The organism is Mycobacterium conspicuum (assembly GCF_010730195.1).
GTDB classification, from domain to species: domain Bacteria; phylum Actinomycetota; class Actinomycetes; order Mycobacteriales; family Mycobacteriaceae; genus Mycobacterium; species Mycobacterium conspicuum.
The window spans coordinates 1792125-1816002 of record NZ_AP022613.1; the positions used below are offsets into that span (position 1 = coordinate 1792125).

At 68.8% G+C, this 23878-nt stretch carries 26 protein-coding genes; 11 read left to right on the forward strand and 15 right to left on the reverse strand.

What is annotated here, in order from left to right; genetic code table 11:
• The first annotated feature begins 18 nt into the window (after positions 1-18).
• On the forward strand, positions 19-1932 hold the full coding sequence (gene dxs / locus G6N66_RS08700; protein ID WP_085235838.1) for a 1-deoxy-D-xylulose-5-phosphate synthase: 1914 nt from the start codon (positions 19-21) through the stop codon (positions 1930-1932).
• Here dxs and G6N66_RS08705 read toward each other — a convergent pair.
• From G6N66_RS08705 to G6N66_RS08715, 3 genes are all read right to left on the reverse strand, one after another.
• Positions 1913-3214: a ribonuclease D gene (locus tag G6N66_RS08705; protein WP_085235837.1), complete on the reverse strand. Its 1302-nt coding sequence runs from the start codon at positions 3212-3214 to the stop codon at positions 1913-1915. The genes dxs and G6N66_RS08705 overlap by 20 nt on opposite strands.
• Before the next feature lies 1 nt (position 3215).
• A complete protein-coding gene (locus G6N66_RS08710) occupies positions 3216-3752 on the reverse strand; it encodes a DUF3000 domain-containing protein (RefSeq protein ID WP_232079484.1) in 537 nt (178 codons plus the stop codon).
• Between the two features lie 128 nt (positions 3753-3880).
• Positions 3881-4669, reverse strand: coding sequence for an enoyl-CoA hydratase/isomerase family protein (locus G6N66_RS08715; protein ID WP_085236210.1), 789 nt, complete (start codon positions 4667-4669; stop codon positions 3881-3883).
• Positions 4670-4707: 38 nt separating this feature from the next.
• Here G6N66_RS08715 and hemE point away from each other — a divergent pair, with 38 nt between their 5' ends.
• The 4 genes from hemE to G6N66_RS08735 are packed head-to-tail and all read left to right on the forward strand — an operon-like array spanning position 4708 to position 8544.
• Positions 4708-5757: a uroporphyrinogen decarboxylase gene (gene hemE / locus G6N66_RS08720; protein ID WP_085235835.1), complete on the forward strand. Its 1050-nt coding sequence runs from the start codon at positions 4708-4710 to the stop codon at positions 5755-5757.
• Entirely contained in the window at positions 5754-7094 is a 1341-nt protein-coding gene (locus G6N66_RS08725; protein WP_085235834.1) for a protoporphyrinogen oxidase, read from the forward strand. Before hemE ends, G6N66_RS08725 begins: the two co-directional genes overlap by 4 nt.
• A 5-nt stretch (positions 7095-7099) precedes the next feature.
• On the forward strand, positions 7100-7795 hold the full coding sequence (gene hemQ, locus G6N66_RS08730; protein ID WP_085235833.1) for a hydrogen peroxide-dependent heme synthase: 696 nt from the start codon (positions 7100-7102) through the stop codon (positions 7793-7795).
• A complete protein-coding gene (locus G6N66_RS08735) occupies positions 7792-8544 on the forward strand; it encodes a class I SAM-dependent methyltransferase (RefSeq protein WP_085235832.1) in 753 nt (250 codons plus the stop codon). Before hemQ ends, G6N66_RS08735 begins: the two co-directional genes overlap by 4 nt.
• Here G6N66_RS08735 and G6N66_RS08740 read toward each other — a convergent pair.
• From G6N66_RS08740 to G6N66_RS08760, 5 genes are all read right to left on the reverse strand, one after another.
• Entirely contained in the window at positions 8541-9821 is a 1281-nt protein-coding gene (locus tag G6N66_RS08740; RefSeq protein ID WP_085235831.1) for an amidohydrolase family protein, read from the reverse strand. The genes G6N66_RS08735 and G6N66_RS08740 overlap by 4 nt on opposite strands.
• A gap of 127 nt (positions 9822-9948) precedes the next feature.
• Positions 9949-10362, reverse strand: a complete 414-nt coding sequence (gene msrB / locus G6N66_RS08745; protein WP_085235830.1) for a peptide-methionine (R)-S-oxide reductase MsrB — start codon at positions 10360-10362, stop codon at positions 9949-9951.
• Entirely contained in the window at positions 10359-11618 is a 1260-nt protein-coding gene (aftC, locus tag G6N66_RS08750) for an arabinofuranan 3-O-arabinosyltransferase (RefSeq protein WP_085235829.1), read from the reverse strand. Before aftC ends, msrB begins: the two co-directional genes overlap by 4 nt.
• Positions 11619-11651: 33 nt before the next feature.
• Positions 11652-13226, reverse strand: coding sequence for an alpha/beta hydrolase (locus G6N66_RS08755; protein WP_139825521.1), 1575 nt, complete (start codon positions 13224-13226; stop codon positions 11652-11654).
• A gap of 8 nt (positions 13227-13234) precedes the next feature.
• On the reverse strand, positions 13235-13987 hold the full coding sequence (locus G6N66_RS08760) for a pyrimidine reductase family protein (protein ID WP_085235827.1): 753 nt from the start codon (positions 13985-13987) through the stop codon (positions 13235-13237).
• 34 nt (positions 13988-14021) lie between these two features.
• On the opposite strand from G6N66_RS08760, the gene zapE reads away from it, so the two are divergent.
• The gene (gene zapE / locus G6N66_RS08765; RefSeq protein WP_085235826.1) at positions 14022-15026 is read left to right on the forward strand and encodes a cell division protein ZapE; all 1005 of its coding nucleotides are present in this window, start codon (positions 14022-14024) and stop codon (positions 15024-15026) included.
• Here zapE and G6N66_RS08770 read toward each other — a convergent pair.
• The 3 genes from G6N66_RS08770 to G6N66_RS08780 are packed head-to-tail and all read right to left on the reverse strand — an operon-like array spanning position 15004 to position 16791.
• A complete protein-coding gene (locus G6N66_RS08770; RefSeq protein ID WP_085235825.1) occupies positions 15004-15510 on the reverse strand; it encodes a GNAT family N-acetyltransferase in 507 nt (168 codons plus the stop codon). The two genes, zapE and G6N66_RS08770, sit on opposite strands and share 23 nt — an antisense overlap.
• On the reverse strand, positions 15498-16013 hold the full coding sequence (locus G6N66_RS08775) for a hypothetical protein (protein WP_085236208.1): 516 nt from the start codon (positions 16011-16013) through the stop codon (positions 15498-15500). Before G6N66_RS08775 ends, G6N66_RS08770 begins: the two co-directional genes overlap by 13 nt.
• 49 nt (positions 16014-16062) lie before the next feature.
• A complete protein-coding gene (locus G6N66_RS08780; protein WP_085235824.1) occupies positions 16063-16791 on the reverse strand; it encodes a Clp protease N-terminal domain-containing protein in 729 nt (242 codons plus the stop codon).
• Positions 16792-16900: 109 nt separating this feature from the next.
• On the opposite strand from G6N66_RS08780, the gene G6N66_RS08785 reads away from it, so the two are divergent.
• The 4 genes from G6N66_RS08785 (at position 16901) to G6N66_RS08800 (ending at position 20387) form a co-directional block, all read left to right on the forward strand.
• Complete coding sequence (locus G6N66_RS08785) at positions 16901-17212, forward strand: DUF732 domain-containing protein (RefSeq protein WP_085235823.1); 312 nt, start codon at positions 16901-16903, stop codon at positions 17210-17212.
• 129 nt (positions 17213-17341) lie between these two features.
• Positions 17342-18856, forward strand: a complete 1515-nt coding sequence (locus tag G6N66_RS08790) for an alanine/glycine:cation symporter family protein (RefSeq protein ID WP_085235822.1) — start codon at positions 17342-17344, stop codon at positions 18854-18856.
• A 151-nt stretch (positions 18857-19007) separates the two neighbouring features.
• Entirely contained in the window at positions 19008-19970 is a 963-nt protein-coding gene (locus G6N66_RS08795) for an alpha/beta fold hydrolase (RefSeq protein ID WP_085235821.1), read from the forward strand.
• A gap of 111 nt (positions 19971-20081) precedes the next feature.
• A complete protein-coding gene (locus G6N66_RS08800) occupies positions 20082-20387 on the forward strand; it encodes a hypothetical protein (protein WP_085235820.1) in 306 nt (101 codons plus the stop codon).
• Positions 20388-20402: 15 nt separating this feature from the next.
• Here G6N66_RS08800 and G6N66_RS08805 read toward each other — a convergent pair whose 3' ends face one another.
• The 4 genes from G6N66_RS08805 to G6N66_RS08820 form a co-directional block, all read right to left on the reverse strand.
• Positions 20403-21005, reverse strand: coding sequence for a DUF732 domain-containing protein (locus G6N66_RS08805; protein WP_085235819.1), 603 nt, complete (start codon positions 21003-21005; stop codon positions 20403-20405).
• A 47-nt stretch (positions 21006-21052) separates the two neighbouring features.
• On the reverse strand, positions 21053-21373 hold the full coding sequence (locus G6N66_RS08810) for a hypothetical protein (protein ID WP_139825498.1): 321 nt from the start codon (positions 21371-21373) through the stop codon (positions 21053-21055).
• Positions 21374-21459: 86 nt separating this feature from the next.
• Positions 21460-22461 carry a glycoside hydrolase family 6 protein gene (locus tag G6N66_RS08815; RefSeq protein WP_085235817.1) on the reverse strand — a complete coding sequence of 334 codons (1002 nt, stop codon included), beginning with the start codon at positions 22459-22461 and terminating at the stop codon, positions 21460-21462.
• A 52-nt stretch (positions 22462-22513) separates the two neighbouring features.
• Positions 22514-23491 (reverse strand): SDR family NAD(P)-dependent oxidoreductase, encoded by a 978-nt coding sequence (locus G6N66_RS08820; RefSeq protein ID WP_085236206.1) that lies wholly within the window; start codon positions 23489-23491, stop codon positions 22514-22516.
• 92 nt (positions 23492-23583) lie between these two features.
• On the opposite strand from G6N66_RS08820, the gene G6N66_RS08825 reads away from it, so the two are divergent.
• On the forward strand, positions 23584-23862 hold the full coding sequence (locus G6N66_RS08825) for a hypothetical protein (RefSeq protein ID WP_085235816.1): 279 nt from the start codon (positions 23584-23586) through the stop codon (positions 23860-23862).
• Positions 23863-23878: the final 16 nt, after the last annotated feature.

Genomic DNA, 23878 nt, shown 5'->3' on the forward strand with positions numbered 1-23878 from the left:
GCTGCGTAGACTGGCCGGATGCTGCAACAGATCCGCGGGCCCGCAGATCTGCAACGCCTTTCCCAGCAGCAGCTCCGCGACCTGGCCGAGGAAATTCGCCAGTTCCTGATCCACAAGGTCGCCGCCACCGGCGGGCATTTGGGGCCCAACTTGGGCGTCGTCGAGCTGACGCTGGCGCTGCACCGGGTGTTCGATTCGCCGCACGACCCGATCATCTTCGACACCGGTCACCAGGCCTACGTGCACAAGATGCTGACGGGGCGCTGCCAGGACTTCGAATCCCTGCGCAAGAAGGGCGGCCTGTCGGGGTATCCGTCGCGCGCCGAAAGCGAACACGACTGGGTGGAGTCCAGCCACGCCAGCGCCGCGCTGTCCTACGCCGACGGGCTGGCCAAGGCGTTCGAGCTGACCGGGCACCGCAACCGGCACGTGGTCGCGGTGGTCGGCGACGGCGCGCTCACCGGGGGCATGTGCTGGGAGGCGCTGAACAACATTGCCGCGTCGAAGCGCCCGGTGATCGTCGTGGTTAACGACAACGGCCGCAGCTACGCCCCCACCATCGGCGGCGTCGCCGACCATCTCGCCACGCTGCGGCTGCAGCCGGCCTACGAGCAGGCGCTGGAGCGGGGCCGCGATGCGGTGCGCGCCATGCCCCTTCTCGGCGAGGCCTTCTACCACTTCCTGCACAGCGTCAAGGCCGGCATCAAGGACTCGCTGTCGCCGCAGCTGCTGTTCACCGATCTCGGCCTGAAGTACGTCGGGCCGGTCGACGGCCACGACGAACGCGCCGTGGAGGTCGCGCTGCGCCGGGCGCGCGGCTTCGGGCGCCCGGTGATCGTGCACGTCGTCACCCGCAAGGGCATGGGCTATCCGCCGGCCGAAAACGACGAGGCCGAGCAGATGCACTCCACCGTCCCGATCGACCCGGTCACCGGGCAGGCCACCAAGGTGGCGGGCCCGGGCTGGACGGCGACCTTCGCCGACGCGCTGATCGGCTACGCCAAGAAGCGCCGCGACATCGTGGCCATCACCGCCGCGATGCCGGGCCCCACCGGGCTGAGCGCCTTCGGGAAGCGGTATCCGGACCGGTTGTTCGACGTCGGCATCGCCGAGCAGCACGCGCTGACGTCGGCGGCCGGGCTGGCCATGGGCGGGATGCACCCCGTGGTGGCCATCTACTCGACGTTCCTCAACCGGGCGTTCGACCAGATCATGATGGACGTGGCGCTGCACAAGCTGCCCGTCACCCTGGTGCTGGACCGGGCCGGGATCACCGGCAACGACGGCGCGAGTCACAACGGCATGTGGGACCTGTCCATCCTGGGGATCGTGCCCGGCATGCGGGTGGCCGCGCCCCGCGACGCCACCCGGTTGCGCGAGGAGCTCGGTGAAGCACTCGACGTCCGCGACGGCCCGACGGCGATACGGTTCCCCAAAGGCGATGTGGGCGAAGACATTCCGGCCCTAGAGCGGCGCGGTGACGTGGATGTGCTCGCGGTGCCGGGGGCCGGGTTGAATCACGACGTGCTGCTGGTGGCGGTCGGCGCGTTCGCGTCGATGGCGCTGGAGGTGGCCAAGCGGCTGCACAACCAGGGGATCGGCGTGACGGTGATCGACCCCCGTTGGGTGCTGCCGGTGTCCGACGCTGTCCGCGAGCTGGCGGTGCAGCACAAACTGCTCGTCACCTGTGAGGACAACGGGGTGCACGGCGGCGTGGGTTCGGCCGTGTCGGCCGCGCTGCGCGCGGCCGAGATCGACGTGCCCTGCCGCGACGTCGGGTTGCCGCAGCGGTTCTACGAGCACGCCTCGCGCGGCGAGGTGCTGGCCGACCTCGGACTGACCGCCCAGGACGTGGCCCGCCGGATCACCGGCTGGGTGGCGGCGCTGAACACGTCCGTGTCAGAAGCCGAGATCAGGGAGCATCTGGACTAACGGTCCGGATGACCGCCTCGGCCAGCACCGGGTCCACAAGTTCGCGTTGCCACGGCCGCGCCTGGCCGGCGCGCAGGAACGCGTCGACGGCTTCCAGCACTTGGTCCGCGCCCTCCCAGTCCCAGCACAACCGCCGCACCAAATCCGGTGAGATCAGGTTCTCCATCGGCACCCCCACCCGCTGCGACACCTCGGAGAGTCCGGACCGGGCCGCCTCCAGCCGCGCGGCGGCCTCCGGCTTGCGCCTGCTCCACCGCGCCGGGGGCGGCGGTCCGGTGGACGGCTCGGCGACGTCGGGCAGGTCCCGGCCTTCCCGGGCCACTTCCAGCGCCGCCAACCACATCGCGGCGCTGCGCCGCTGGTTGCGTCCACCGAACACGGGCAAGGCGACGAGGTCGTCGATCGTCTTGGGGTCGGCGAGCGCGGCGTCGATGATGGCGGCGTCCGGCAGCACCCGGCGCGGCGCGATGTCGCGGCGCTGCGCGACGCGGTCCCGCGCCATCCACAGTTCGCGGACCGCGGCCAGCCCGCGCCGGTCATGCACCCGGTGGATCCCCGACGTGCGGCGCCAGCGTTCCCGTCGGGCGGACGGCGGCGCCTCGCCGGGATCCCGGCTGCGCAGGTGCTCGAATTCCTGTGCGGCCCAATCGGTTTTGCCTTGCTCGGCCAGAATCTGGGAGATCGCGGCGCGCAGTTCGATCAGCAGTTCCACGTCGAGGGCCGCGTAGTTGAGCCACTCCGCGGGCAGCGGTCGCTTGGACCAGTCGGCTGCGCCGTGGCCCTTGGCCAAGCCGAATCCGAGCAGCCGCTGCACCATGGTGGCCAGGTTGACCCGGTCGAATCCGGCCAGCCGCCCGGCGAGCTCGGTGTCGTAGAGCGCGGGCGGGCGCATGCCGACCTCGGCCAGGCAGGGCAGGTCCTGATCGGCGGAGTGCAGGATCCACTCGTCGGTGCTGAGCACCTCGGCTACCGGCCGCAGCGCGGTCAGCGGGTCGATGCCGTGGCTGACCGGATCGATGAGCACGGTGCCGGCGCCGGTGCGCCGGATCTGGATCAGGTAGGCCCGGTTGGAGTAGCGGAAACCCGACGCGCGCTCGGCGTCCACCGCGAACGGTCCGTGTCCGCGATCCAGCTGCGCCGCGGCCGCCGCGATCTGGGTGGCGGTCACCGAGAGGGTCGGGATCCCCTCGACGGGGTGCGGGAGCGGGGTGGCTGTGGGTTCGGTGGGCTCAGTGGGCTCTGTGGGCTGCGTGTCGCCCGCCGGGTCGGCCGGTTCGCCCATCTCAGGCGCGGGAACGGGAGCCCAGGTCGACGACCCCGGCAGGTGGTAGGCCCGCCGCGTGCTCCAGCACCTCGCAGAACGCGTCGACGTGCACGCCGACCTCGGGGGTGGTCGCGGTCCACGACGCCCGCAGCTCCAGCTGGTGGGCGCGCGGCGGGCCGGAGATGTCGCCGTACCGCACCGAGGTGGTGGCGGTGACGGTGCCCCCCAACGCGGTGACCTGCTCAAGCCGGGACTCCAGTGCGTCGTTCAGCCAGCTCCACGCCACCTCCGGCAGCAGCGGGTCGATGGCCTCGCTGGAGTCCAGGTCGGCCTGGATGTAGGCGACCAGGCGCATCGTGCCGTCCCAGGCGTCCGAGCCGTCCGGGTCGTACAACAGGATCAGCCGACCGAACGCGTCGCCCTCCGAGCGCTCGGGGACGATGTCCAGGTCGGGGTGTTTGACCTCGGCGCCCAGCGCGTAGCTGTACGGTGCCAGCCGCTGCGGCGGCCGGATCGGGCCCAGTTCGATCTCCGGCCGCACAGTCACGGCGTTCATCGCCGCGACCGCCTCCCGAAAGGGGGCCGGTTCAGCAGAAGTCACAGACTCCGACGGTAGACCCATCCGCTGACACGCGTCGACAGGCGCGCCGTTTCGTGCCAGCTGGTCCTCGCTGGTGGTCCTAGTCAGAAGCGCGCCGGGCGCTTCTCGCGGTGCGCGGCCAGCCCTTCGCGCACGTCGGGGCCGCTGAATGACAGGAACTCCAGGCCCAGCGAGGTCTCGAACGCCGGCCCGAACATGCGATACCAGTGGTTGAGGCTGTGTTTGGTCCAGCGGATCGCGTTTTGCGCTCCGACCGCGAGGTTGTCGGCGATGCGGGTCGCGGTGAACAGCACCTCGTCGTCGTCGACGCACGTCGAGACCAGGCCGATGCGCTCGGCTTCTTCGCCGGTCAGCGTCTCGCAGGTCAGCAGGTAGTACTTGGCCTTGGCCATGCCGACCAGCAGCGGCCAGCAAATCGCGGCGTGGTCGCCGGCGGCCACCCCGAGCTTGGTGTGCCCGTCGATGATCTTCGCCGCCTTCCCGGCCACCGAAATGTCGGCGAGCAGCGCCACCACCAGGCCCGCGCCGACGGCCGGGCCCCGGATCGCCGAGACCACCGGCTTGTCCAAGTTGACCAGGTTGAGCACCAGGTCGCGGGCCTCGCGCATGATCCGCAGCCGGCCCTCGTAGTCGTTGATGGTCTCGTCGATGAGTTCGAAGCTGCCGCCGGAGGAAAATGCCTTGCCCTCGCCGCGGACCAGGACGACCTTGACGGCTGGGTCGCGATCGATGACCGGCCAGATGTCGGCGAGGTCGCGGTGCATCTGCGGCCCGACGGAGTTCAGCCCGGGGGCGTCCAGGACCAGGTTGAGCACGCCGTTGTCAGCCCGCTCGCAGCGCAGGCTGGGGAAGTCGTCGTAGGTGATCGGCATCGTCACGCTCCTAACTGGTCATGGCAGCATTGTCCTCAATGAGTACTCGTCGCGACCTTACTGAGTCGCCGTATCTGGCCGCGGTCGCCGGCCGCAAACCCAGCCGCACGCCGGTGTGGTTCATGCGGCAGGCCGGCCGGTCGCTGCCCGAATACCGGGCGCTGCGCGAGCGGCACAGCATGCTGGCGGCCTGCTTCGAGCCCGAGGTGGCCTGCGAGATCACCTTGCAGCCGATCCGCCGCCACGGCGTCGACGCGGCGATCCTGTTCTCCGACATCGTGGTGCCGCTGCGCGCGGCCGGCATCGACCTGGACATCGTCGCCGACGTCGGGCCGGTGATCGCCGAGCCGATCCGCACCGCCGCCGATATCGATGCCATGAAACCCCTTGACCCGCAAGCGATTCAACCGATCTGCCGGGCGGTCTCGCTGCTCGTCGACGCGCTGGGCGAGGTGCCGCTGATCGGGTTCGCCGGCGCGCCCTTCACGCTGGCGTCGTATCTGGTGGAGGGCGGTCCCAGCCGCGATCACGCCCGCACCAAGGCGATGATGCTTGCCGAACCGGCGAATTGGCATGCGCTGATGGCCAAGCTGGCCGATTTGACGATCGCGTTTCTGCGCGGGCAGCTCGACGCCGGGGTGGACGCGATTCAGATGTTCGACTCGTGGGCGGGCACGCTGTCGCTGGCCGACTACCGCCAATACGTGCTGCCGCACAGCTCGCGGGTGTTCGCCGCGCTGGCCGAATACGGCGTGCCGATGACACATTTCGGGGTCGGCACCGCCGAGCTGCTGGGCGCGATGTCGGATGCGGGCGCGACGGTCGTCGGCGTGGACTGGCGGACTGCGCTGACCAACGCGGCCGCCCGGGTCCGGCCCGGCACCGCGCTGCAGGGCAACCTCGATCCGGTGGTGTTGCAGGCGGGATGGCCGGTGGTGGAACGCGCCGCGCGCGCCGTCGTCGACGACGGGCGGCGCGCCATCGACGCCGGCGCGGCCGGCCACGTCTTCAACTTGGGCCACGGCGTGCCGCCGCAGACCGATCCCGGCGTGCTGACCGAACTGGTTGCGCTGGTCCACTCGCTATGACCTCGTATTGCGTTGTCGGCGGCGGCATTTCGGGATTGACCGCCGCCTACCGGCTGCGTGCGGCGGTCGGCGCCGACGCGAGCATCACGCTGTTCGATCCGGCCGACAAGCTGGGCGGGGTGCTGCGCACCGAGCGGGTCGGCGGGCAGCCGATGGACCTGGGCGCCGAGGCGTTCGTGCTGCGCCGGCCCGAGATGCCGGCGCTGCTGGCCGAACTGGGGTTGACCGATCGCGAACGGGTCACCACCGGCGCTCGGCCGCTGATCTACAGCGGGCAAACGCTGCATCCGCTTCCCGCCGAAACCGTCGCCGGGATTCCGTCGTCGGCGGCGTCGCTGACCGGGCTCGTCGACGACGCCACCGTCGCGCGCATCGACGCCGAGCCCGCGCGCCCTTTCAGCTGGCAGCCGGGCGGCGATCCGGCGGTCGCCGAACTCGTGGCCGACCGGTTCGGCGAGCAGACGGTGGCCCGGTCGGTCGACCCGCTGCTGGGCGGCGTGTACGCGGGATCGGCGGCGACCATCGGGCTGCGGGCGGGCGCCCCCAGCGTGGCCGCGGCCCTCGACCGCGGCGCGGCCAGCCTGACCGACGCGGTGCGGCGGGGCCTGCCGCCGCCCGGCGGCGGGCCGGTGTTCGGCGCGCTGGACGGCGGCTACCAGGTGCTGCTCGACGAGTTGGCGCGGCGCGGCCGGTTCCGGTGGGTGCAGGCCGCCGTCACCGGGCTGGAACCCGGCTGGGAGCTGCACGACGAGACCGGCGGCCATTGGCACGCCGACGCGGTGGTGCTGGCGATTCCGGCCCCGCGGCTGGTTCGCTTGGTGGCGGACCTGGCGCCGGGTAGCGCCGCCGCGGCAAGGCGCATCGGGAGCGCGTCGTCGGTGGTGGTGGCCCTCGCGGTGCCGGCCGACACCGCGTTTCCGCGGAACTCGGGGGTGCTGGTGGCCAGCGGGGAACCGTTGCACGCCAAGGCCATTACGCTGTCGTCGCGCAAATGGGGGACGCGTGGCTCGACCCAGCTGCTGCGGCTGTCGTTCGGCCGCTTCGGTGACGACCTGGCGGCTACCGCGGCCGACGACGAGCTGCTGGCCTGGTCCCTGGACGACCTGGCCGCGGTGTTCGGGCTGACCGTCGACCCGGTCGAGGTTCGGGTGCAGCGCTGGATCGACGCGATGCCCCAGTACGGGCCCGGCCACGCCGACCTGGTCGCGCGGGTGCGGGCCGGTCTGCCGCCGGGGCTGGCGGTGGCCGGCAGTTACCTGGACGGCATCGGCGTGCCGGCGTGCATCGCGGCGGCCGGGCGCGCGGTCGAGGCCCTGCAAGCCGAAGTGGCACGATAGGAGACATGGCCAAACTCGATTACGACGCGCTGAACTCCGCGCTGCGTTACCTGATGTTTTCGGTGTTCTCCGTGCGACCCGGCGAGCTCGGCGACCAGCGGGACGCCGTGATCGACGACACGTCGAGATTCCTGAAGCAGCAGGAGGAGCGCGGCGTCGTGGTGCGCGGCCTCTACGACGTGGCAGGCCTGCGCGCCGACGCCGACTTCATGATTTGGACCCACGCCGACCGGGTCGAGGCGCTGCAGGCGACCTACGCCGACTTCCGCCGCAGCACCACGCTGGGCCGGGCCTGCTCGCCGGTGTGGAGCAGCGTGGCGCTGCACCGGCCGGCCGAGTTCAACAAGAGCCACATTCCCGCGTTCTTGGCCGGCGAGGAGCCCGGCAACTACATCTGCGTGTATCCGTTCGTGCGGTCTTATGAGTGGTACCTGCTGCCCGACGAGGAACGCCGCCGCATGCTCGCCGAGCACGGCATGGCCGCCCGCGAGTACAAGGACGTCCGGGCCAACACGGTGCCGGCGTTCGCGCTCGGCGACTACGAGTGGATCCTGGCCTTCGAGGCCCCGGAACTGGACCGCATCGTCGACCTGATGCGGGAACTGCGGGCCACCGACGCGCGCCGGCACACCCGCGCCGAAACACCGTTCTTCACCGGCCCGCGGGTGGCCGTCGAGCAGCTGGTGAATGCGTTGCCATGACAACCGAATTCGACCCGAGAGACCACACCCGCTTCGAACAGATGTACCGCGACGAGCGGATGTCGCACGGCCTGCCCGCCGCCACACCGTGGGACATCGGCGGCCCGCAGCCGGTGGTCCAGCAGCTGGTCGCGGTCGGCGCGATCAAGGGCGAGGTGCTCGACCCGGGCACCGGCCCCGGCCACCACGCCATCTATTACGCGTCGAAAGGCTTCTCCGCCACGGGAATCGACGGCTCGGAGGGCGCCATCGAGAGGGCCCGGGACAACGCGCGCAAGGCCGGGGTCACGGTGGACTTTCAGCTGGCCGACGCCACCAAGCTGGACGGGCTGGACGGCCGGTTCGACACCGTCGTCGACTGCGCCTTCTACCACACCTTCAGCACCGAACCCGAGCTGGCGCGCTCGTACGCGCAGGCGCTGCACCGGGCCACCAAACCGGGCGCGCGGCTGTACATGTTCGAGTTCGGCGCCCACGACGTCAACGGCTTCACCATGCTGCGGTCGTTGTCCGAGAACGACTTTCGCGACGTGCTGCCCGTCGGCGGCTGGGAGATCACGTATCTGGGCACGACCACCTACCAGGTCAACATCAGCGTCGAGTCCATCGAGATGATCGCCGCGCGCAACCCCGACATGGCCGCCGAGGCGGAGAAGATGCTGGAACGCTTCCGCGTGATGGAGCCGTGGCTGGTCAACGGCAGGGTGCACGCGCCGTTCTGGGAAGTGCACGCCACCCGAGTGGATTAGGTGTTGCCGCGGGTCGCGTCGGCCAAAGCGTTGCTCACCCGGTCGCCCTTCTGGTGATGGCTCAGCGAGCGGATGGACACGTCATGGCCTTCCGCCGCCCGGCGCAGCGCGCCCACCGTCGCCTGCTCGCGCGGATGGTGGCTGAACGGGTCAAATGAGTACCAGCGCATGGCGTTTGCGTAGGTCATCTTGTCGATGTCGGCGTCCGGGACGTCGTGGGCGCTGAGCACGTCCCACAGTTCCTCGGGCGCCGAGGGCCACATCGAGTCGCTGTGCGGGTAGTCGGCCTCCCAGGCGATGTTGTCGATGCCGATGTCGTGTCGCAGCTGGACTCCGACGTGATCGCTGATGAAGCACGTCAGGAAGTGCTCGCGAAACACCTCGCTGGGCAACTTGCCGCCGAAGTCCTGGTGCGTCCACGTCGAGTGCATCTCGAAGGTGCGGTCGGCGCGCTCGAGAAAATAGGGGATCCATCCGGTGCCGCCCTCGCTCAGGGCGATCTTCAGATCGGGGTATTTCTTGATCGGCGCCGACCACAGCAGATCCGCGGCGGCCTGCACGATGTTCATCGGCTGCAGCGTGATCATCACATCCATCGGCGCGTCGGGCGCGGTGACGGCCAGTTTTCCCGAGGAACCGATGTGCACGTTCATCACAGTCTCGGTGTCGCACAAGGCTTTCCACAGCGGCGTCCAGTAGTCGTCGTGGAAGCTGGGATAGCCCAGCACCGCCGGGTTCTCGCTGAATGTCAACGCGTGCACGCCGCGTTCGGCGTTGCGTCGCACCTCGGCCGCGCAGGCTTCGGCGTCCCAGATCACCGGCAAACACATGGGGATGAAGCGCGCCGGATACGCCCCGCACCACTCCTCGACATGCCAGTCGTTGTACGCCCGCAGCAACGCCAGGCCAAAGTCGCGGTCCTCGATGGCGAACAACCGGCCGGCGAACCCGGGAAACGTCGGGAAGCAGATGGAGGCGAAGATCCCGCCCGCGTTCATGTCCTTGATCCGCTCGTCGACGTTATAGCAGCCGGGCCGGATCTCGTCGAGACCCTGCGGCTCGAGCCCGTACTCCTCCTTCGGCCGGCCCGCCACCGAATTGAGCGCCACGTTGGGGATCACCACATCGCGAAACTGCCAGCTGTCGCTGCCATCTGGGTTGTGCACCAACCGCGGCGCCTCTTCGGCGTACTTCGCGGGCAAGTGATTTTTGAACATGTCCGGCGGTTCGACGATGTGGTCGTCGACGCTGATCAGGATCATGTCGTCTTGGTTCATCTTCAGCCCGCTTCCCGACTCCCTTACCGTTGGTGCAACGGTACAGCATTCTTCGAGTTGAATCTGCGCCTATGGCGGGCCCTACTCGAACTTCTTCGCCATGGACGCAGAGTCAACGGCTCGGGCGCTAGGAGTCGGTCGGCACCAGGGTCAGCGAGATCGAGTTGATGCAGTAGCGCTGATCCGTCGGCGTCGGATAACCCTCGCCGGAGAACACGTGGCCCAGGTGGCTGTGGCAGTTGGCGCACAGCACCTCGGTGCGCGTCGTGCCCATCGAGTGGTCCGGGCGCAGGATCACCGCGTCGGAACTCGACGGGTCGAAGAATGACGGCCAGCCACAGTGTGATTCGAACTTCTCGGTGCTGCGGAACAGTTCGGCGCCGCACGCCCGGCAGTTGTAGACACCCTCGGTTTTGGTGTCGGTGTACTCGCCGGTGAAGGGCCGCTCGGTGCCGGCGCGCCGCAACACCTGGAATTCCTCCGGGGTGAGCTTCTTGCGCCACTCGTCATCGGACAGTTCAAGTTTTGGAGTCGCGGTCATGCATCCACGCTAGCGCGTAGCCACGCCGGATCAATCCCGTCGTCCAACCGCTTCTCGGCCTTGGCGTCCAGATACCGGAAGTAGAGCACGGTGAACACCACGATCAGCAGCAGCGACCAGCCGTAGGTGATCTTCAAATAATGCAGCGCGCGGCCGTATCTCATGTAGCGGTAGATCAGCCAGTCGTCCAGCGTCAAAAAGCCGTACACCCCCAGCCACGCCGGCCAGTTGCGGATCAGCGAGTTGGGCAGCACCACCGTCATCAAAAACGGCAGCAGCATCATCGAGTAGTAGCCCTGGGCCAGCGGCAACGCCAGCCACGACCACAGCAGCAGCACGCCCGACGAGCTGGCGAACCAGAACAGCGGGTCGCGGGTGCGGTAGTAGCGGTACAGCAGCCACACGGCACCGGCGGCCAGCACCGTGAACAGCAGTCGCAGGAACACGATCAGCCAGGTCGGCAGCCCGAAGTACACGCCGTTGCCCTCGATGGAGCTGTTGAAGTAGTCCCGGACGCCGCCGATATACGGCAGCGTCTTGGTGACGAAGTCCATCGGGTCGCTGACCAAGGGCCAGGCGGCGATGTTGACGATCACGGGCACGACGAACGCGGGGATCAGCGCCCGCCACTGGCGGTTCAGCAGCGGCAACAACAGCAGCGGGCCCAGCACCGGCTTGAGCGTGAGCGTCAACCCGATCACGCAACCGGCCCACCACTGGTGTCCGGTCTTGCCGTCGAGCAACCAGCGGAAGAACAACACCTCGGCCAGCAGCACGCACCCGTTGATGTTGGTGAACACCAGTGTGCTGGTCACGCTTTCGGTGCAGAACATGGCCAGCAGCAGCGCGGGCGCGGCCACCGAGGACAGCGTGAAGTTGAACAGCCGCAGCAGCAGGTACCAGGCGAGCAGGATCGCCAGGGCATTGATCAGGATGAACAAATATCGCGACGGCGTGAAGGGCAGGTACCCGAACGGCGCCATCAGCAGCGTGCCGCCCGGCGGATACAGGTAGTGCGGGTCGACGTAGTCGAAGTGCTCGTTGTAGATGTCCCAGCCGCGCCGGAAGTTCAGCACCGCCCGGTAGACCGGCTTGAAGTCGTCGGTGATGTTGCCGTTGAGCGGGAGGATGATGCTGCGGTGCAGCACCGACAGGATGGCCGCCGGCCACAACGCGGATCGCAGCACCGTCGCGGTGCTCGGGGGTTCGGTGCGGAGGCGAAACAAGTCAGCGGCCGTCACCAGCGCACCGTACACCAGGGGGCGTGAGCCGCCTGGAAAGCTCCAGCCTCAGGCGGGGCAGTAGGTGTCGGTTCCCGGCAGCTTGCCGCTGTCCAGATAGCCGACCAGCGGCGGGACCGCGCACGGCGAGTAAATGCTGGCGCCGTGGCCGATGCCCTGCCACATCACCCGCTTGCTGGCCGCGCCCGCGTTGATGATGGTGGCCGCCGTCGCAGCGACGGCCTCCGAGCCGACGATCGGGTCGCTCTGCACGCCCAGCAACAGGGCGTCGATCTTGAGGTCCTTCGGCGCCGGCGGCGCCGAACCGGTCGGCCAGTGCACACATTTGACGAGATCGAGCGCGGCGACGGTGCCGAATTGCGGGTAGAGCTTGGCCCAGGCGACCACCAGTTCGCGAACCCGGTCGGGGGTGGGGCGGTTGAGCGCGTCGCTGCACGAATTGACGAACTGGCCGTCGGTGTCTCTGGCGGCGTCGGCGCGGCTGATCAGGCTGGACAGCGGGCCGGGGTCGCCGGAGCGGGCGGCGGCCAGCGCGTTGGCCAGGTCGGTGGTGGTGGCGATGCGCCCGGAGTTGGGGAAGCCCAACGCCGTGGCGATGGCGTGGGCGACCTGCGCCACCGAGGCACCCCCGGGCGCCTTGCCGGCGCGCGCCGCGGCCAGCAGCGCGTCGACCGCGCCCTTGGGGTCGGGGCCCAACGCGCAATTCACCGCGACGCACTGCGCGGCGAACGCGTCGAGCGCGGCCTGCTCGCCCTTGGCCTTCTGGTCGGCGGCCGCTTCGGCGTTGATGCCCAACGCGATCGGGGAGTCGAGGATCAGCCTGGCGACCTTGTCGGGGCGCGACCCGGCGTAGGCCAACGCCACCTGGGCGCCGTTGCCGATCCCGACGAGCGCGACCGCGGGCACATCCCACAGGTTGCGCAGCCGCTCGATGTCGGACGCCGCGTGCGAGTCGTCGTAGGCCGACCCGCCCGGCGCGATCGCGTCGGTGCAATTCGTGGTGGCGGTGTTCGACACGTCGGACAGGTTGGCCACCGGATCGTCGCCGGGCTGGAATTGCGCCTGATCGCGCATCGTCTGGCGGTCGGCGGGGTCGCGGCAGTCGATCGGGCTGGACATGCCCATGCCGCGGCGATCGACGGCGACAATGGGGTGCGCGCGCAGCACGTCGGCGCCCGCCCGGGACAGCCACACCGGCAACTGGGTGGACGACGGCAGGTCGGAGCCGGTGGTGAAGACCAGCGGCCCGGCGTCGTGCGGGGTCTGGTCGGAGCGGGCCCGCACGGCGCCGATGGTCAGGGTCCCGGAGCCGCCGTTGGGGTCCAGGTCGGCGTCGTAGGTCGCGCAGTCCAGTTTCACCCCGGGCGCCGCGGGCATCCCGGCGTCGGCGAATAGCCGCGGCGTGCAGTCGTGCCATGCCAGGTCGTTCTTCGGCGCCGCGATCGGGGGTGGACCGGCCGGCGGTGGCTTGTTGATGACCTGGCCTTGTGGCCGGGCGCCGCGGTTGGTGGCAAACCGCGGGTCCGCGGCCAAACCCGGGACGCAGCCGGCCACCACCGTGCTCACCGCGATCAGGATCGCGGGGTACGTGATGTGCCGACGCATGCCGACCACAGTAGCGATTGGTGGCGTCAGGCTCTGACGTAGCGCGCGTAGAGAAATCCGGCGTCGTCGCTCAGGACGTGCGCGCAGCGCATCGGGGTCTGCACCTGGCCGGGCCCGGTGGCGATGCGGCGGGCCAGCCCGCCGACGACGTAGGGCGCGATCGTCAGGCACAACTCGTCGAGCAGGTCACGCTGGATGAAGGAGCCGAGCAGCATGGGCCCGCCTTCGGTCAGGATGCGGCGCAATCCGCGGCCCCGCAGCGCCGCCAGCAGCGCGGCCTCGTCGACTCCGGCCGGGTCGTCGCCGGAGCAGTCGAGCACCTCGGCGACCCCGGCCAGCAGCCGGCGGGTCTCGTCGCCGGCCGCCGCAGAGGTGCAGATCAGGGGCGGCACCTCGGTGCGGGTGAACACCGGCATATCCCGGTCCAGGCGGCCCGACTTGGTGACGATCGCCAGCGGCGGGACCTCGCTCTGTCCGCGGGCCTGCCGGTGCATGCGCTGCGCGACCGGCGGGCGCGCGCCGGAATACCCCTCCATCCGTACCGTGCCCGCGCCGACGACGATGACGTCGGCGAGTTCGCGCAGCACGTTGAAGATCAGTTTGTCGCCCGGCCCGCCGAGTCCGCCGCTGGTGCCGTCCGCCGTGGCCCCGCCGTCGACGCTGGTGATGAAGTTCGCTCGCACCCACACGCCGTCCGGCCGCTCCGGATAGCCGTAGAGGTCGGGAAGTTCGGCCTCGTCGACGGCGCGCCCCGATGCCAGCAAGGCGAAGTCGGCCATGCGTCTGATCACAGCACGCCGTTAGAGTTCGTGCATGCACGGGCTGGTGGATCGGCATCCGACCGCCTCCCCCGAGCGGCTGATCGCCCAGCTGATTCCTCCGCCGACCTTCGCCGCGGTGAGCTTCGCCAGCTACCGCCCCGATCCGACCGAACCGACGCAGGCCGCCGCCGTCGCGGCCTGTCAGGACTTCTGCGCGCGGGCGGTGGAGCGCCGCGCCGGCCGCAAGAAACTGTTCGGCAGGCGCGCGGTGCTGCCCGGGGTGGGCTTGTACCTGGACGGCGGTTTCGGCGTGGGCAAGACCCACCTGTTGGCTTCGGCCTACTACGAGGTGCCGACTCCCAAGGCATTTGCCACATTTGGCGAGCTGACCCAGTTGGCCGGGGTGTTCGGCTTCGCCGAATGCATCGATCTGCTGGCCGGCTACACCGTCGTGTGCATCGACGAGTTCGAGCTGGACGACCCGGGCAACACCACGCTCATCTCGCGGATGCTCTCGTCGCTGGTCGAACGGGGCGTGTCGGTGGCCGCCACCTCCAACACGCTGCCCGAGCAGCTGGGCGAAGGCCGGTTTGCCACCCAGGACTTTCTACGCGAAATCAACACGCTGGCAAGCATTTTCACTGTCGCGCGGATCGAGGGGCCGGACTACCGGCACCGCGACCTACCGCCGGCGCCGCAGCCGCTGTCGGACGACGAGGTGACCACGCGGGCCGCGGGCGTGCCGGGGGCCACGCTCGACGACTTCGACGCGTTGTGCGCGCATCTGGCCACCATGCATCCGTCGCGCTACGTCGCCCTGATCGAGGGGGTGAGCGCGGTCTTCCTCACCGGGGTGCACAAAATCGACGACCAGAACGTCGCGCTGCGGTTGGTGTCGCTGACCGACCGGCTCTACGACGCCGGCATCCCGGTGGTGGCTTCCGGGGCGAAGCTGGACACCATCTTCAGCGCCGAAATGCTGGCCGGCGGTTACCGAAAGAAGTACCTGCGCGCCACATCTCGGCTGTTGGCGCTCACCGCAGCTCCCGGACCATGACGTAATCGTTTTCCTGACGCTCGCCCACGCGAAACGTCCTGGTGCCGTTGATCGTAAACCCGCTCTTGGAGTAAAAGCGTTGTGCGCGTTGGTTTTCCTGATTGACGCCGAGCCACACGCTGCGGGCGCCCCAGTCGGTTGCGGTCGCAAGCGCTGCGTCCATCAACGCCGTCGCCGGGCCCATGCCGTGGAACTCCGCGAGTAGGTAAATCTTGGACAGCTCCGCGCAACCGTCGGCGCCGCGAATCAGCATGGCGTAACCCACAATCCGGCCATCGTGACGTGCGACGAGAACGGCGCGTTGCGGATCGGCCAGGTACTCGGCGAAGCGCGTCGCGGACAGGTTGGCGTCGATGAACGACGCGATGTCGTCGGCGGGTGTCGATGGGGGACATGCCAGTGGAAACGTGCGCGCGGCAACGGCGGCCAGCTCGGCGGCGGAATCCCGGGAGGCGATACCGACGCCGAGCGTCAGAGGTTCCATTGCGCGAGGTGCAGGCCCGTCTTCTTGTCCAACAGAACGACATTGGAGACCGGATCGCGGTAGGCGTCCCAGTACACCTCGCCGCGCACGACCGATCCCTGCGGCGCGTTCACCAGCACGTTGTCCAGCGCGTCGGGCGCATCGGAGTTCCGCGGCTTGTAGGCATCGGCGAACGGCGTCACACCGTCGAAGCTGAAGTCGGTGGCCAGGACGAACGAATTCGGCACCCGGACCGCATGAATCGTGACGTCGGCGCGCTCGGGCTGGCTGGTGGGGAAGCTTTTGATCGGGACGCCGCTACGCGTGTAGCCGAATCCCGGCGGCGGGTCGCACGGCTGCACGCTGCTCACGGTGACATCGGCAACGTAGGTGCCGGTATCCACTCGCAAGGTGTCACCGATGTGGCCGATCGGGGCGTCATTCTCCGCCCCAGCGCGGGGAGGTACGGCGAGGATCGCACTCGCAATCAGCATGGTGGACAGCACGATCAGCCAGCGGCGCATCTTCGCATGATCGCACAACCTTTAGGGCCAAGGGGAGGGGCCAAAGGGGCTAGCCGCCGCTGAGCGACTCCAGCGCGGCGCTCAGATCGGCCTCGAGGCGCGCCTTGTCGACGCCGCAGCGGTGCAGCGGGCCCGATTTGTCTTCGAAGCCGTCTTCGAGTTCGAGCAGCGCCAGCAGCAGGTGTTCGGTGCCGACGTAGTTGTGGCCGAGCCGAAGTGCCTCGCGGACGGTCAGTTCGAGCGCCTTGCGGGCCGGGCCGCTGAACGGGATCAGGGCGCGAGGTTCGCCGGCCGCTGGCGGCAGCACGACGGACGCGCGCAGCGCCTCGGTGTCGACGCCTTGTCGCTGCAACAAGACGGTGGCCAGCGCGGCCGGATCGCTGAGCACGCCGAGCAGCAGGTGGTCGGGCGTGATCTCGGCGTTGGCGGCGTCGTGGGCCGCGTTCTGGGCGACGATCACGGCGTTGCGGGCTCGCGGTGTGAAGCGGCCGAAGCCCTGTTCGGGATCGATCGCGGTGGCCTCGGCGCGTGGGACGAACCGCTTCTGGGCGGCCTGCTTGGTGACGCCCATGCTCTTGCCGATGTCGGTCCAGGACGCGCCCGAGCGGCGCGCCTGGTCGACGAAATGACCGATCAGGTGGTCGGCGATTTCGCCGAGGTGCTCGGCGGCCAGCACCGCGTCGGCCAGTTGGTCCAGGGCGTCGGTGTGCACCCTCTTGATGGCGTCGATCATCTCGTCGAGGCGGACGGAATGGGCGATGGGTGTTGGCTCGGGCATGGCGTCAACTCTAGGTTGACGATGCTGGATGGTCAACCCGGGGTTGACGATCCCTGATTTCCTCGGAAGAGATGCGGCGGCATCGCGACTCTGGGACGATCGAAACGCCATGAAATACCTCCTCACGCTGGCAAGCCTGGCCACCGTTCTCGGCACCGCGGCGCCTGCCTACGCCGACGGCGCCGACGACATATTTCTGGGCTCGCTGCGCGCGGCCGGGATCACGTTTCCCGATCCGGAGCGGGCGATCGCAGCGGGCAAGTGGGTATGCAGCGCGGTCCACGGCGGCAACGCGATGGTCGATGTCGTCAAGACGGTGCAGAACGAAAACCCCGGACTGCGCGGAGACAACGCCGCCCAGTTCACCGCGATCGCGGCCAACACGTACTGCCCGACCACACTGGCGGGCAACACCCACTAGGCCGCTGACCCGCGGTTGTGATCCGCTTTTTACAACCCCGCTACCTGGGCCGGGTTAACGAAACCTGTCCTCAATATTTCGCCTCTATGCTTCAGCGACTACCGGTCAGCTCGCGGGAGGACGGCGAATTTGGACTTCCTTCGGGAGCAGTTGATCGATCCGCTCAGCAATGTCCTGAACTCCCACGTCCTCGTTTATCTGCTTATCGCGGTTGGCATCTACTTCACGTTGCGCACCCGATTCATCCAGATCCGCTATTTCGGGCGGATGTTCCGTCAGCTCCGGAGATCCCACCGCCCTGACGGTGGGATCTCTTCATTCCAGGCGTTCTGCGTCGGTCTGGCGTCTCGGGTGGGCACCGGCAACATCGCCGGCGTCGCCATCGCGCTCACCGTCGGCGGCCCCGGCGCGATCTTTTGGATGTGGGTGGTGGCCGCGGTTGGTATGGCCACCGCGATCATCGAGGCCACCCTTGGCCAAATGTTCAAGGTCCGCGCGGATGACGGGGCATTCCGGGGCGGCCCGGCGTTCTATATCCAGAACGGGCTGCGCTCGCGCGCGGGCGGTGTCGCCTACGCGGTGTTGCTGGTGATCGCGTTCTCGACCGCGTTCAACATGGTGGAGACCAACGCGGTCAGTGGCGTCTTGAAATCGTCGCACGGTATCGACATCCGTTGGACGACAGTAGTTTTGGCGGCGCTGGCAGCGCCCGTGCTGTTCGGCGGGGTGCGCCGGGTCGCCGCGTTCGCAGGCAAGGTGCTGCCCACGGTGGCGGCGGCCTACACGCTGCTGGCCCTCGCGATCGTGGCGGTGAACATCACCGAGCTGCCCGGCATGATCGAGGAGATCATCGGCGGCGCATTCGGAATCCGGCAGCTGGCAGGCGGATTCGCCGGCGGCATCGCCGCGGCGATGTGCACCGGCGTGAAGCGGGGCCTGTTCGCCTGCGAGGCGGGGCTGGGTAGTTCGCCCAACATCGCCGGCGCCGCGACGGTGTCACATCCGGTGGAGCAGGGCCTGATTCAATCGCTCGCCGTGTTCATCGACACCATGGTGATCTGTACGGCGACGGCGTTCATCGTGCTGGCGTCGGCGCCCGGACTCTACAACCCGGCCCACACGGATGTCGTCGGCGCGACCCTGACCGAGCAGGCGATCGCCGCGGACCTCGGCTCCTGGTCCACCCCGCTGATCACCTCCGTGGTGTTCTTCTTCGCGTTCTCCTCCGTGCTGTCCAACTACGTCATCGCCGAGGCCAACCTGTTCTTCCTGGGCGGGCGTCGGTGGGCGATCAACACGCTCAAGCTGGTGACGCTGGGGTCCATCGCGTTCGGCGCCATGTCCGAGCTCAAGCTGGTGTGGTCGCTGGCGGACCTAACCATGACGGTGATGGCCATCGCCAACCTGGTATCGATCTGCCTGCTCGGCAGGTGGGCCTTCGCCGCGATACGCGACTACCACGATCAAATCGCGCGGGGCAGGACGCCCGTCTTCATTGCCAGCGCGGCCGGCCTGCCCGGTGTGCTGCACGGCGACGTCTGGGAGATCCCGGTGCGCCGCCAGGTCGGCGCATTGCCCGGAGCGCTGCTCATCGACCGGGCACCGGTCCCGTCGACGACGGTGTCCCAGGCGCCGGCGGCCTGAGCAATACGCTAGGGCGCATGCGCGTCGCTGCGGCCTGGCATCTCAGTGGAGCCAACGGATTGCACTGTCGTGACCGGTGTGGCCGGTCCGACGCACGTCGTCTCGGCCTCGCGCGCACGCAGGACGCCGCGATCGAGGCCGGTGTGCCGTCGTGAACCGGCGAGCGGTTGGCGCCGTAGCGCTGTTCGGCCTGGCCGGCTGGGGCGGCGTGCGGGCCTTGGTCGCGCGGATCGAGCGCAACCCGGATCCCTTTACCCGTGAGCAGTTGATGGCCGAACCGCAGGGTGAGGAGATCCTGATCACTCGGCCGGACGGGACGCAGCTGCGTGCGCTGGTCGCCGGCCAGGGGCCGCCGGTGGTTTTCGTCCACGGCTACACCGCCGACATCGCCGAGTGGAACGTCGTCTGGGATAAGTTGGTGGCCAAGGGTTTTCGCGTGATCGCCTTCGATCAGCGCGGCCACGGAAGGTCGACTTTGGGATCCGACGGCATCGGATCTGCGCCGATGGCCGAGGACGTTGCGGCGATCTTGCGCCGGCTCGACGTTAGCGACGGCGTGCTCGTCGGGCACTCGATGGGCGGGTTCGTCACGATCCGCGCGATGATCGAGCACCCCGAGCTCGGACAGCGGCTGCGCGGGCTGGTGTTGTTGGCCACCTGGGCGGGCCGGGTGCTGGAGGGGGCGCCGCAGAACCGAGTGCAGATCCCGCTGATGCAGAGCGGCGTGCTGCAAGCGCTGGTGCGCAGCCGAACCCTTGCGGTGCTGCTGGGCGCCGCGCAATGCGGGGCGCGGCCCTCGCCGGCCATGATTTCGGTCTTCGTCGAGGGGTTCAGGCGACACCTGGGGGACCACGGACCGCTGCTACCGATCCTGCGGGCCTTTTCGCGCGAAGACCGCTACCCGCGGCTCGGGGAGATCGCCGTGCCGACGGTGGTGATGGTCGGCTCCGCCGATCGCACCACCCCGCCGACTCATTCGCAACGGATGGCCGCGGGTATCCCCGGCGCGCGACTGGTCACGGTGCCTGACGCGGGCCACCTGCTGAACTGGGAGGCGGTCGACGAGCTGGTCGAGGTCGTGGAATCCTTTCCCGCACAAACGATTTCGGGATAGCCAGGCGCCCGTCCGGCGGCGGGACGTGTTGAATCACCACCGCGTGCCTATTGACCTGTTTAGCCGCGCCAAAAGGGTCAATTCGGCGATATACGCAGAAGGAGGATAGACATGACTCGCTCGGACGGCAATCTGGAGTCCCCCCTTGACATGCAGGTGCGGGCGGCGGATGACGCGTCTCACGTTGGCCAGCGTGTCGCGCGGGTGCGGCTGCAGACGAAAGAGGCCCAGCGATCCGCGGCGCAGAGCTTCGAGGAGTCGGCTGAGTGCCATGACCGAACCGCCGAATCTTACGAAAGACTCGCCGAGGCCACGCGGAGCCGGGACGACTACCGTGACCATGCGGCCCGCCACCGTGAGTTCGCGCAAGAAGACCGGCGCCTGGCGGTCCGGTTGCGACAAATGGCAGATGGTTGACGGCGCCCCGGCCGGTCAGCACTCCGCGTAGGACAACAACACGTTGGACGAAAACGACAGGGCCATCTGCATGTTGTTCTGGCCCGGGCCGGGTAGTGCCGCCAGCCACTGATTCACCTGCTCAGCCGACTCGCCGTGGCGGAACATGGAGCAAACCTGGTGCGCGGTGCGCAACATTTGTTGAGAGTCCGTGATCACCCACCCGTCGGCGCGCTGCCGGGCGAAGAAGGCTTGGTCCTCGGCCGTCAGGACCGGGACCGTGGGCTGGACCGACGGCCGCGGCGCCGCGGCATGGGTGGCGGTCGGTTCGGGCGGCGCGGCGACGGTGACCGTCGTCGTGGACGGCGCGGCCTGCACGGTCACCGTGTGCGGGGGTGCCGGCACCGACACCGTCGAAATGGCGGGCTGGCGGTGCGTCAACGCCCAAATCGAACTGCCCATGGCCAGGATGACCATGGCGATCACCGCGGCGACGAGCAGGACGGACGCCGACTGCGCCCAGGCCAGGCCCCACGGCGGGCGGTGCACTGCCTCGGTCTCGTCGGCCTGCGACCACGCCCATGCGGATGCGGCCATGGTCGCGCCCTCGTCGTCGCCGGCACCCGGGGTTTCGGTCATGGGCGCACGGTATCGCCGGGGTACGACATCCCGGGCGGCGAAGCGTCCTACCGAATTGGCCTGATCCGGGCCCTGCCCATCACCTCACGACCGGCGTGACCACTCATCGGGTTTTTGGCGTCCGGCGCGCGGCGTGGCGCGGGTGCGTCGCTGATCAGGTAGCGCCGCTGTAGCCGGTCGATAAACACTTTCGCCTCGTTGATGTCGCGCCGCAGGGCGGCCGCTTCCGACCGGACGGCCGATGCCCGGCTGCTGGTGCCCATGGCATCTTGACGGTCAAGCGACGCCAGCTGGTGTGTCATTTGGTGCAGTTGCTCGCGCAACGCGCGGATCAACTCGACAGCCTGGCCGGCATCGACTTCGTCCATCCAGGAATGGTTGCACCAGTCGGCCTTCCGCGCCTGCCAAACGGCCGCAACAATTTGCGGCACTTGTTCGTCAGGCCCCGGCTCTCCTAATGGCCGGTGTTGTGGGCTAGATCGATGGCGTACTGGTTCACGAAGGTGCCGGCCGGCGGATCGCCCTTGTCACACGTTCCGTCGGATTCGCCGGGGCGTTTGATCCACAAATAGGCGTCGGCGTGCGCGCCCGCGGTGGCCGCGGTCGGTGGAGTGCCCAGCGCCCGCCCGCTCGGGTTGCACCAGTTGAGCCCGGAGTCGGGGGCCGGTCCGACGCCGTTGCGCGACGTGTCGATGACGTAGTGCGAACCGTTGGTGAGCGCCGAAATCGCTTCGCCGTAACCGATTTCGTCCGCGGTGGTGTAGAAGTTCGACGTGTTGAGGCTGAAACCGCGGGCGCGGCCGATATCGACCTTGTTGAGCCGGGCGGCCATGTCGTCGGCGCTGTGCCAGCGCAGGTGACCCGCGTCGACATAGACGGCCGTGCCCGGATTCCGCGTCAACGTGTCGACGGCGTAGCGGATCAGGTCGTAGCGTTCCTGACGCTGGTCGGCCGACAGGCAGTCGGCCATGGCGAGCGCGTCGGGTTCGAGGATGACCGCCGTCCGGGTGGCGCCGACGTCGGCTGCGATGCCGTCGATCCACGCGCGGTAAGCGTCGGCCGAGCCCATGCCGCCCGCCGCGAAGCTGCCGCAATCGCGGTGCGGGATGCCGTAGATCGTCAGGACGGGGATGGCGCCGGCGGCCGCCGCGTCGCCGGTGTACTTCGCGACGGTGGATGCCGACGAGCCCGGGACAATCCAGTACGCCTGCGGCGTGTTGGCGATCGCGGTCAGCTCGGGGCTCGGCGGATCGGCGTGCTGCGCGGCGCGCATCGCGGCCGAGTTCGGGTTGACGTAGAACGGCATGCCGGCCAACGGGTTCGCGTCATCGGCCAAGCGCACGGCCGGCGCGGGGCCGATCGTCAGCACACTCGTGCAAAAGGTGCCGGCCAAGGCCGCAACTGTCAGGAGGGGAGCGGCCAGTCGTGCGACCGCACCAACAGCGGAGAACTTCACCTCAGGGAAATTAGTGCATCGAGTGCCTGTCGCCGACGGCAGGTGACGGGGCCTAACGGACCATGGACGGGTGGACGACCGGGCCGTCGAGCGCCGCCTTCGGATTCCATCCCGGCAGCAGGTTGCGTTGGCGGCACAGTTCCTGGCCCTGAACGCACTCGCCGTTGTACGCGTCCGCCTCCGGCGACGTCGCCAGCCAGTACACCACCTCCCCGATCACCTCGGGTGGTTGCCAGGTGCCGTCATCGGCCGAGAACCCGAAGCCGGCCATGTCCTGGGCAATGCGCTCCGTTTTGATCGCGCCCGGCTGGACATTGAAGGCGCGGATCCCCTGGTCGCCGTACTCGACCGCCAGCAGGCCGGCGATGCTGTGCCCCGCCGCCTTCGACATGGCGTAGCTCAGCCCCCACCCACCCTTGCCGGCCTTTGCCGGCGGCGCGTTGTAGGCCGCGCCGGAGGTGATGTAGATGATCGTGCCGCCGCCTTGTCGCAGCATCGCGGGTAGCAGGATCCGGTTGAGCAGCAGCGGCGCAAAAGCGTTGCCCTGCACATGCTTCTCCAGCACTTCGACCGGTGTATCGGCGATCAGATCCATATGCCCCGGGCCGATGAAGCGGGCGTTGTGCACCACCAAATCGACGGCGCCCCAACGTTCGAGCAGCGTTGTCGCCGCGGCGTTTAGCGATCCCCGGTCGAGCAGATCGGCCGGCAGCACCAGCGCCTCCGCGCCGGCCGCGCGCAGCGCGTCGGCCGTGCTCGTCAGGCTTCCCGGCAACGCCGAGGTGTCGGACTTCTTCACCGTGCTGGAATGTTCGCGCCGCTCGCCTTCCTCGAGCGTGCGTGCGGTGATGGCGACGTCAAAGCCGCCGCGCGCCAGCCGGATCGCGATCGCCTTGCCGATCCCGCGGCTCGCGCCCGTGACGAATGCTTTCCTGCGCTGCGGCACTGCCCTCTCCCGTCGGTCTTCGGAATGCTGGATGGTCTCTACTCTCACATGCGGTGCTCGCCTCGCCGTGATTTGGATCACCATCACCGCGCGATCGGGCAGCTTTCCCGACGTCGGCGCGTTGCCTGGGAGGTCACTACGTAGACGGTGACCTGGAAATTTCAAGCGAGGCCGACATGCAACACACCACGGTCAACCAGCGCCACGAAACCCGCGACTCCGTCGCCAGCGCATTTCTGCTCGTCGCCGGAATCCTCGTCATGATCGCCTCCGCGGATGCCCTCGCCGTGCTTATTGGCGCGGTCTTGATCGTCAGCCTGGTCTGGGGGTTGATCCGCGAAATCCGGCATCGTGTCCGGCACCGCGCGGCGCTGGCTTCGGTGACTCACCTGCCCACGGCTTCGACTGGTCGGCGCGGCGCGAAAACGATTGCGGCGCAACGCAACGCCGCGTAGCGGCGCAGATGCTGGT

What these genes read in the sequence shown, in the direction of transcription:
- G6N66_RS08780 (WP_085235824.1), bottom strand. Translation starts at nt 16,791, where the DNA reads ATGCCCGAGCCAACACCCATCGCCCATTCCGTCCGCCTCGACGAGATG.
- G6N66_RS08760 (WP_085235827.1), bottom strand. Translation starts at nt 13,987, where the DNA reads ATGGCCGACTTCGCCTTGCTGGCATCGGGGCGCGCCGTCGACGAGGCC.
- hemQ (WP_085235833.1), top strand. Translation starts at nt 7,100, where the DNA reads ATGGCCAAACTCGATTACGACGCGCTGAACTCCGCGCTGCGTTACCTG.
- G6N66_RS08775 (WP_085236208.1), bottom strand. Translation starts at nt 16,013, where the DNA reads ATGCGCCGCTGGCTGATCGTGCTGTCCACCATGCTGATTGCGAGTGCG.
- zapE (WP_085235826.1), top strand. Translation starts at nt 14,022, where the DNA reads ATGCACGGGCTGGTGGATCGGCATCCGACCGCCTCCCCCGAGCGGCTG.
- G6N66_RS08770 (WP_085235825.1), bottom strand. Translation starts at nt 15,510, where the DNA reads ATGGAACCTCTGACGCTCGGCGTCGGTATCGCCTCCCGGGATTCCGCC.
- msrB (WP_085235830.1), bottom strand. Translation starts at nt 10,362, where the DNA reads ATGACCGCGACTCCAAAACTTGAACTGTCCGATGACGAGTGGCGCAAG.
- G6N66_RS08705 (WP_085235837.1), bottom strand. Translation starts at nt 3,214, where the DNA reads ATGGGCGAACCGGCCGACCCGGCGGGCGACACGCAGCCCACAGAGCCC.
- G6N66_RS08785 (WP_085235823.1), top strand. Translation starts at nt 16,901, where the DNA reads ATGAAATACCTCCTCACGCTGGCAAGCCTGGCCACCGTTCTCGGCACC.
- G6N66_RS08805 (WP_085235819.1), bottom strand. Translation starts at nt 21,005, where the DNA reads ATGACCGAAACCCCGGGTGCCGGCGACGACGAGGGCGCGACCATGGCC.
- G6N66_RS08810 (WP_139825498.1), bottom strand. Translation starts at nt 21,373, where the DNA reads ATGGACGAAGTCGATGCCGGCCAGGCTGTCGAGTTGATCCGCGCGTTG.
- G6N66_RS08725 (WP_085235834.1), top strand. Translation starts at nt 5,754, where the DNA reads ATGACCTCGTATTGCGTTGTCGGCGGCGGCATTTCGGGATTGACCGCC.
- G6N66_RS08800 (WP_085235820.1), top strand. Translation starts at nt 20,082, where the DNA reads ATGACTCGCTCGGACGGCAATCTGGAGTCCCCCCTTGACATGCAGGTG.
- G6N66_RS08735 (WP_085235832.1), top strand. Translation starts at nt 7,792, where the DNA reads ATGACAACCGAATTCGACCCGAGAGACCACACCCGCTTCGAACAGATG.
- G6N66_RS08715 (WP_085236210.1), bottom strand. Translation starts at nt 4,669, where the DNA reads ATGCCGATCACCTACGACGACTTCCCCAGCCTGCGCTGCGAGCGGGCT.
- hemE (WP_085235835.1), top strand. Translation starts at nt 4,708, where the DNA reads ATGAGTACTCGTCGCGACCTTACTGAGTCGCCGTATCTGGCCGCGGTC.
- G6N66_RS08710 (WP_232079484.1), bottom strand. Translation starts at nt 3,752, where the DNA reads ATGAACGCCGTGACTGTGCGGCCGGAGATCGAACTGGGCCCGATCCGG.
- dxs (WP_085235838.1), top strand. Translation starts at nt 19, where the DNA reads ATGCTGCAACAGATCCGCGGGCCCGCAGATCTGCAACGCCTTTCCCAG.
- G6N66_RS08740 (WP_085235831.1), bottom strand. Translation starts at nt 9,821, where the DNA reads ATGAACCAAGACGACATGATCCTGATCAGCGTCGACGACCACATCGTC.
- G6N66_RS08820 (WP_085236206.1), bottom strand. Translation starts at nt 23,491, where the DNA reads ATGGTGATCCAAATCACGGCGAGGCGAGCACCGCATGTGAGAGTAGAG.
- G6N66_RS08825 (WP_085235816.1), top strand. Translation starts at nt 23,584, where the DNA reads ATGCAACACACCACGGTCAACCAGCGCCACGAAACCCGCGACTCCGTC.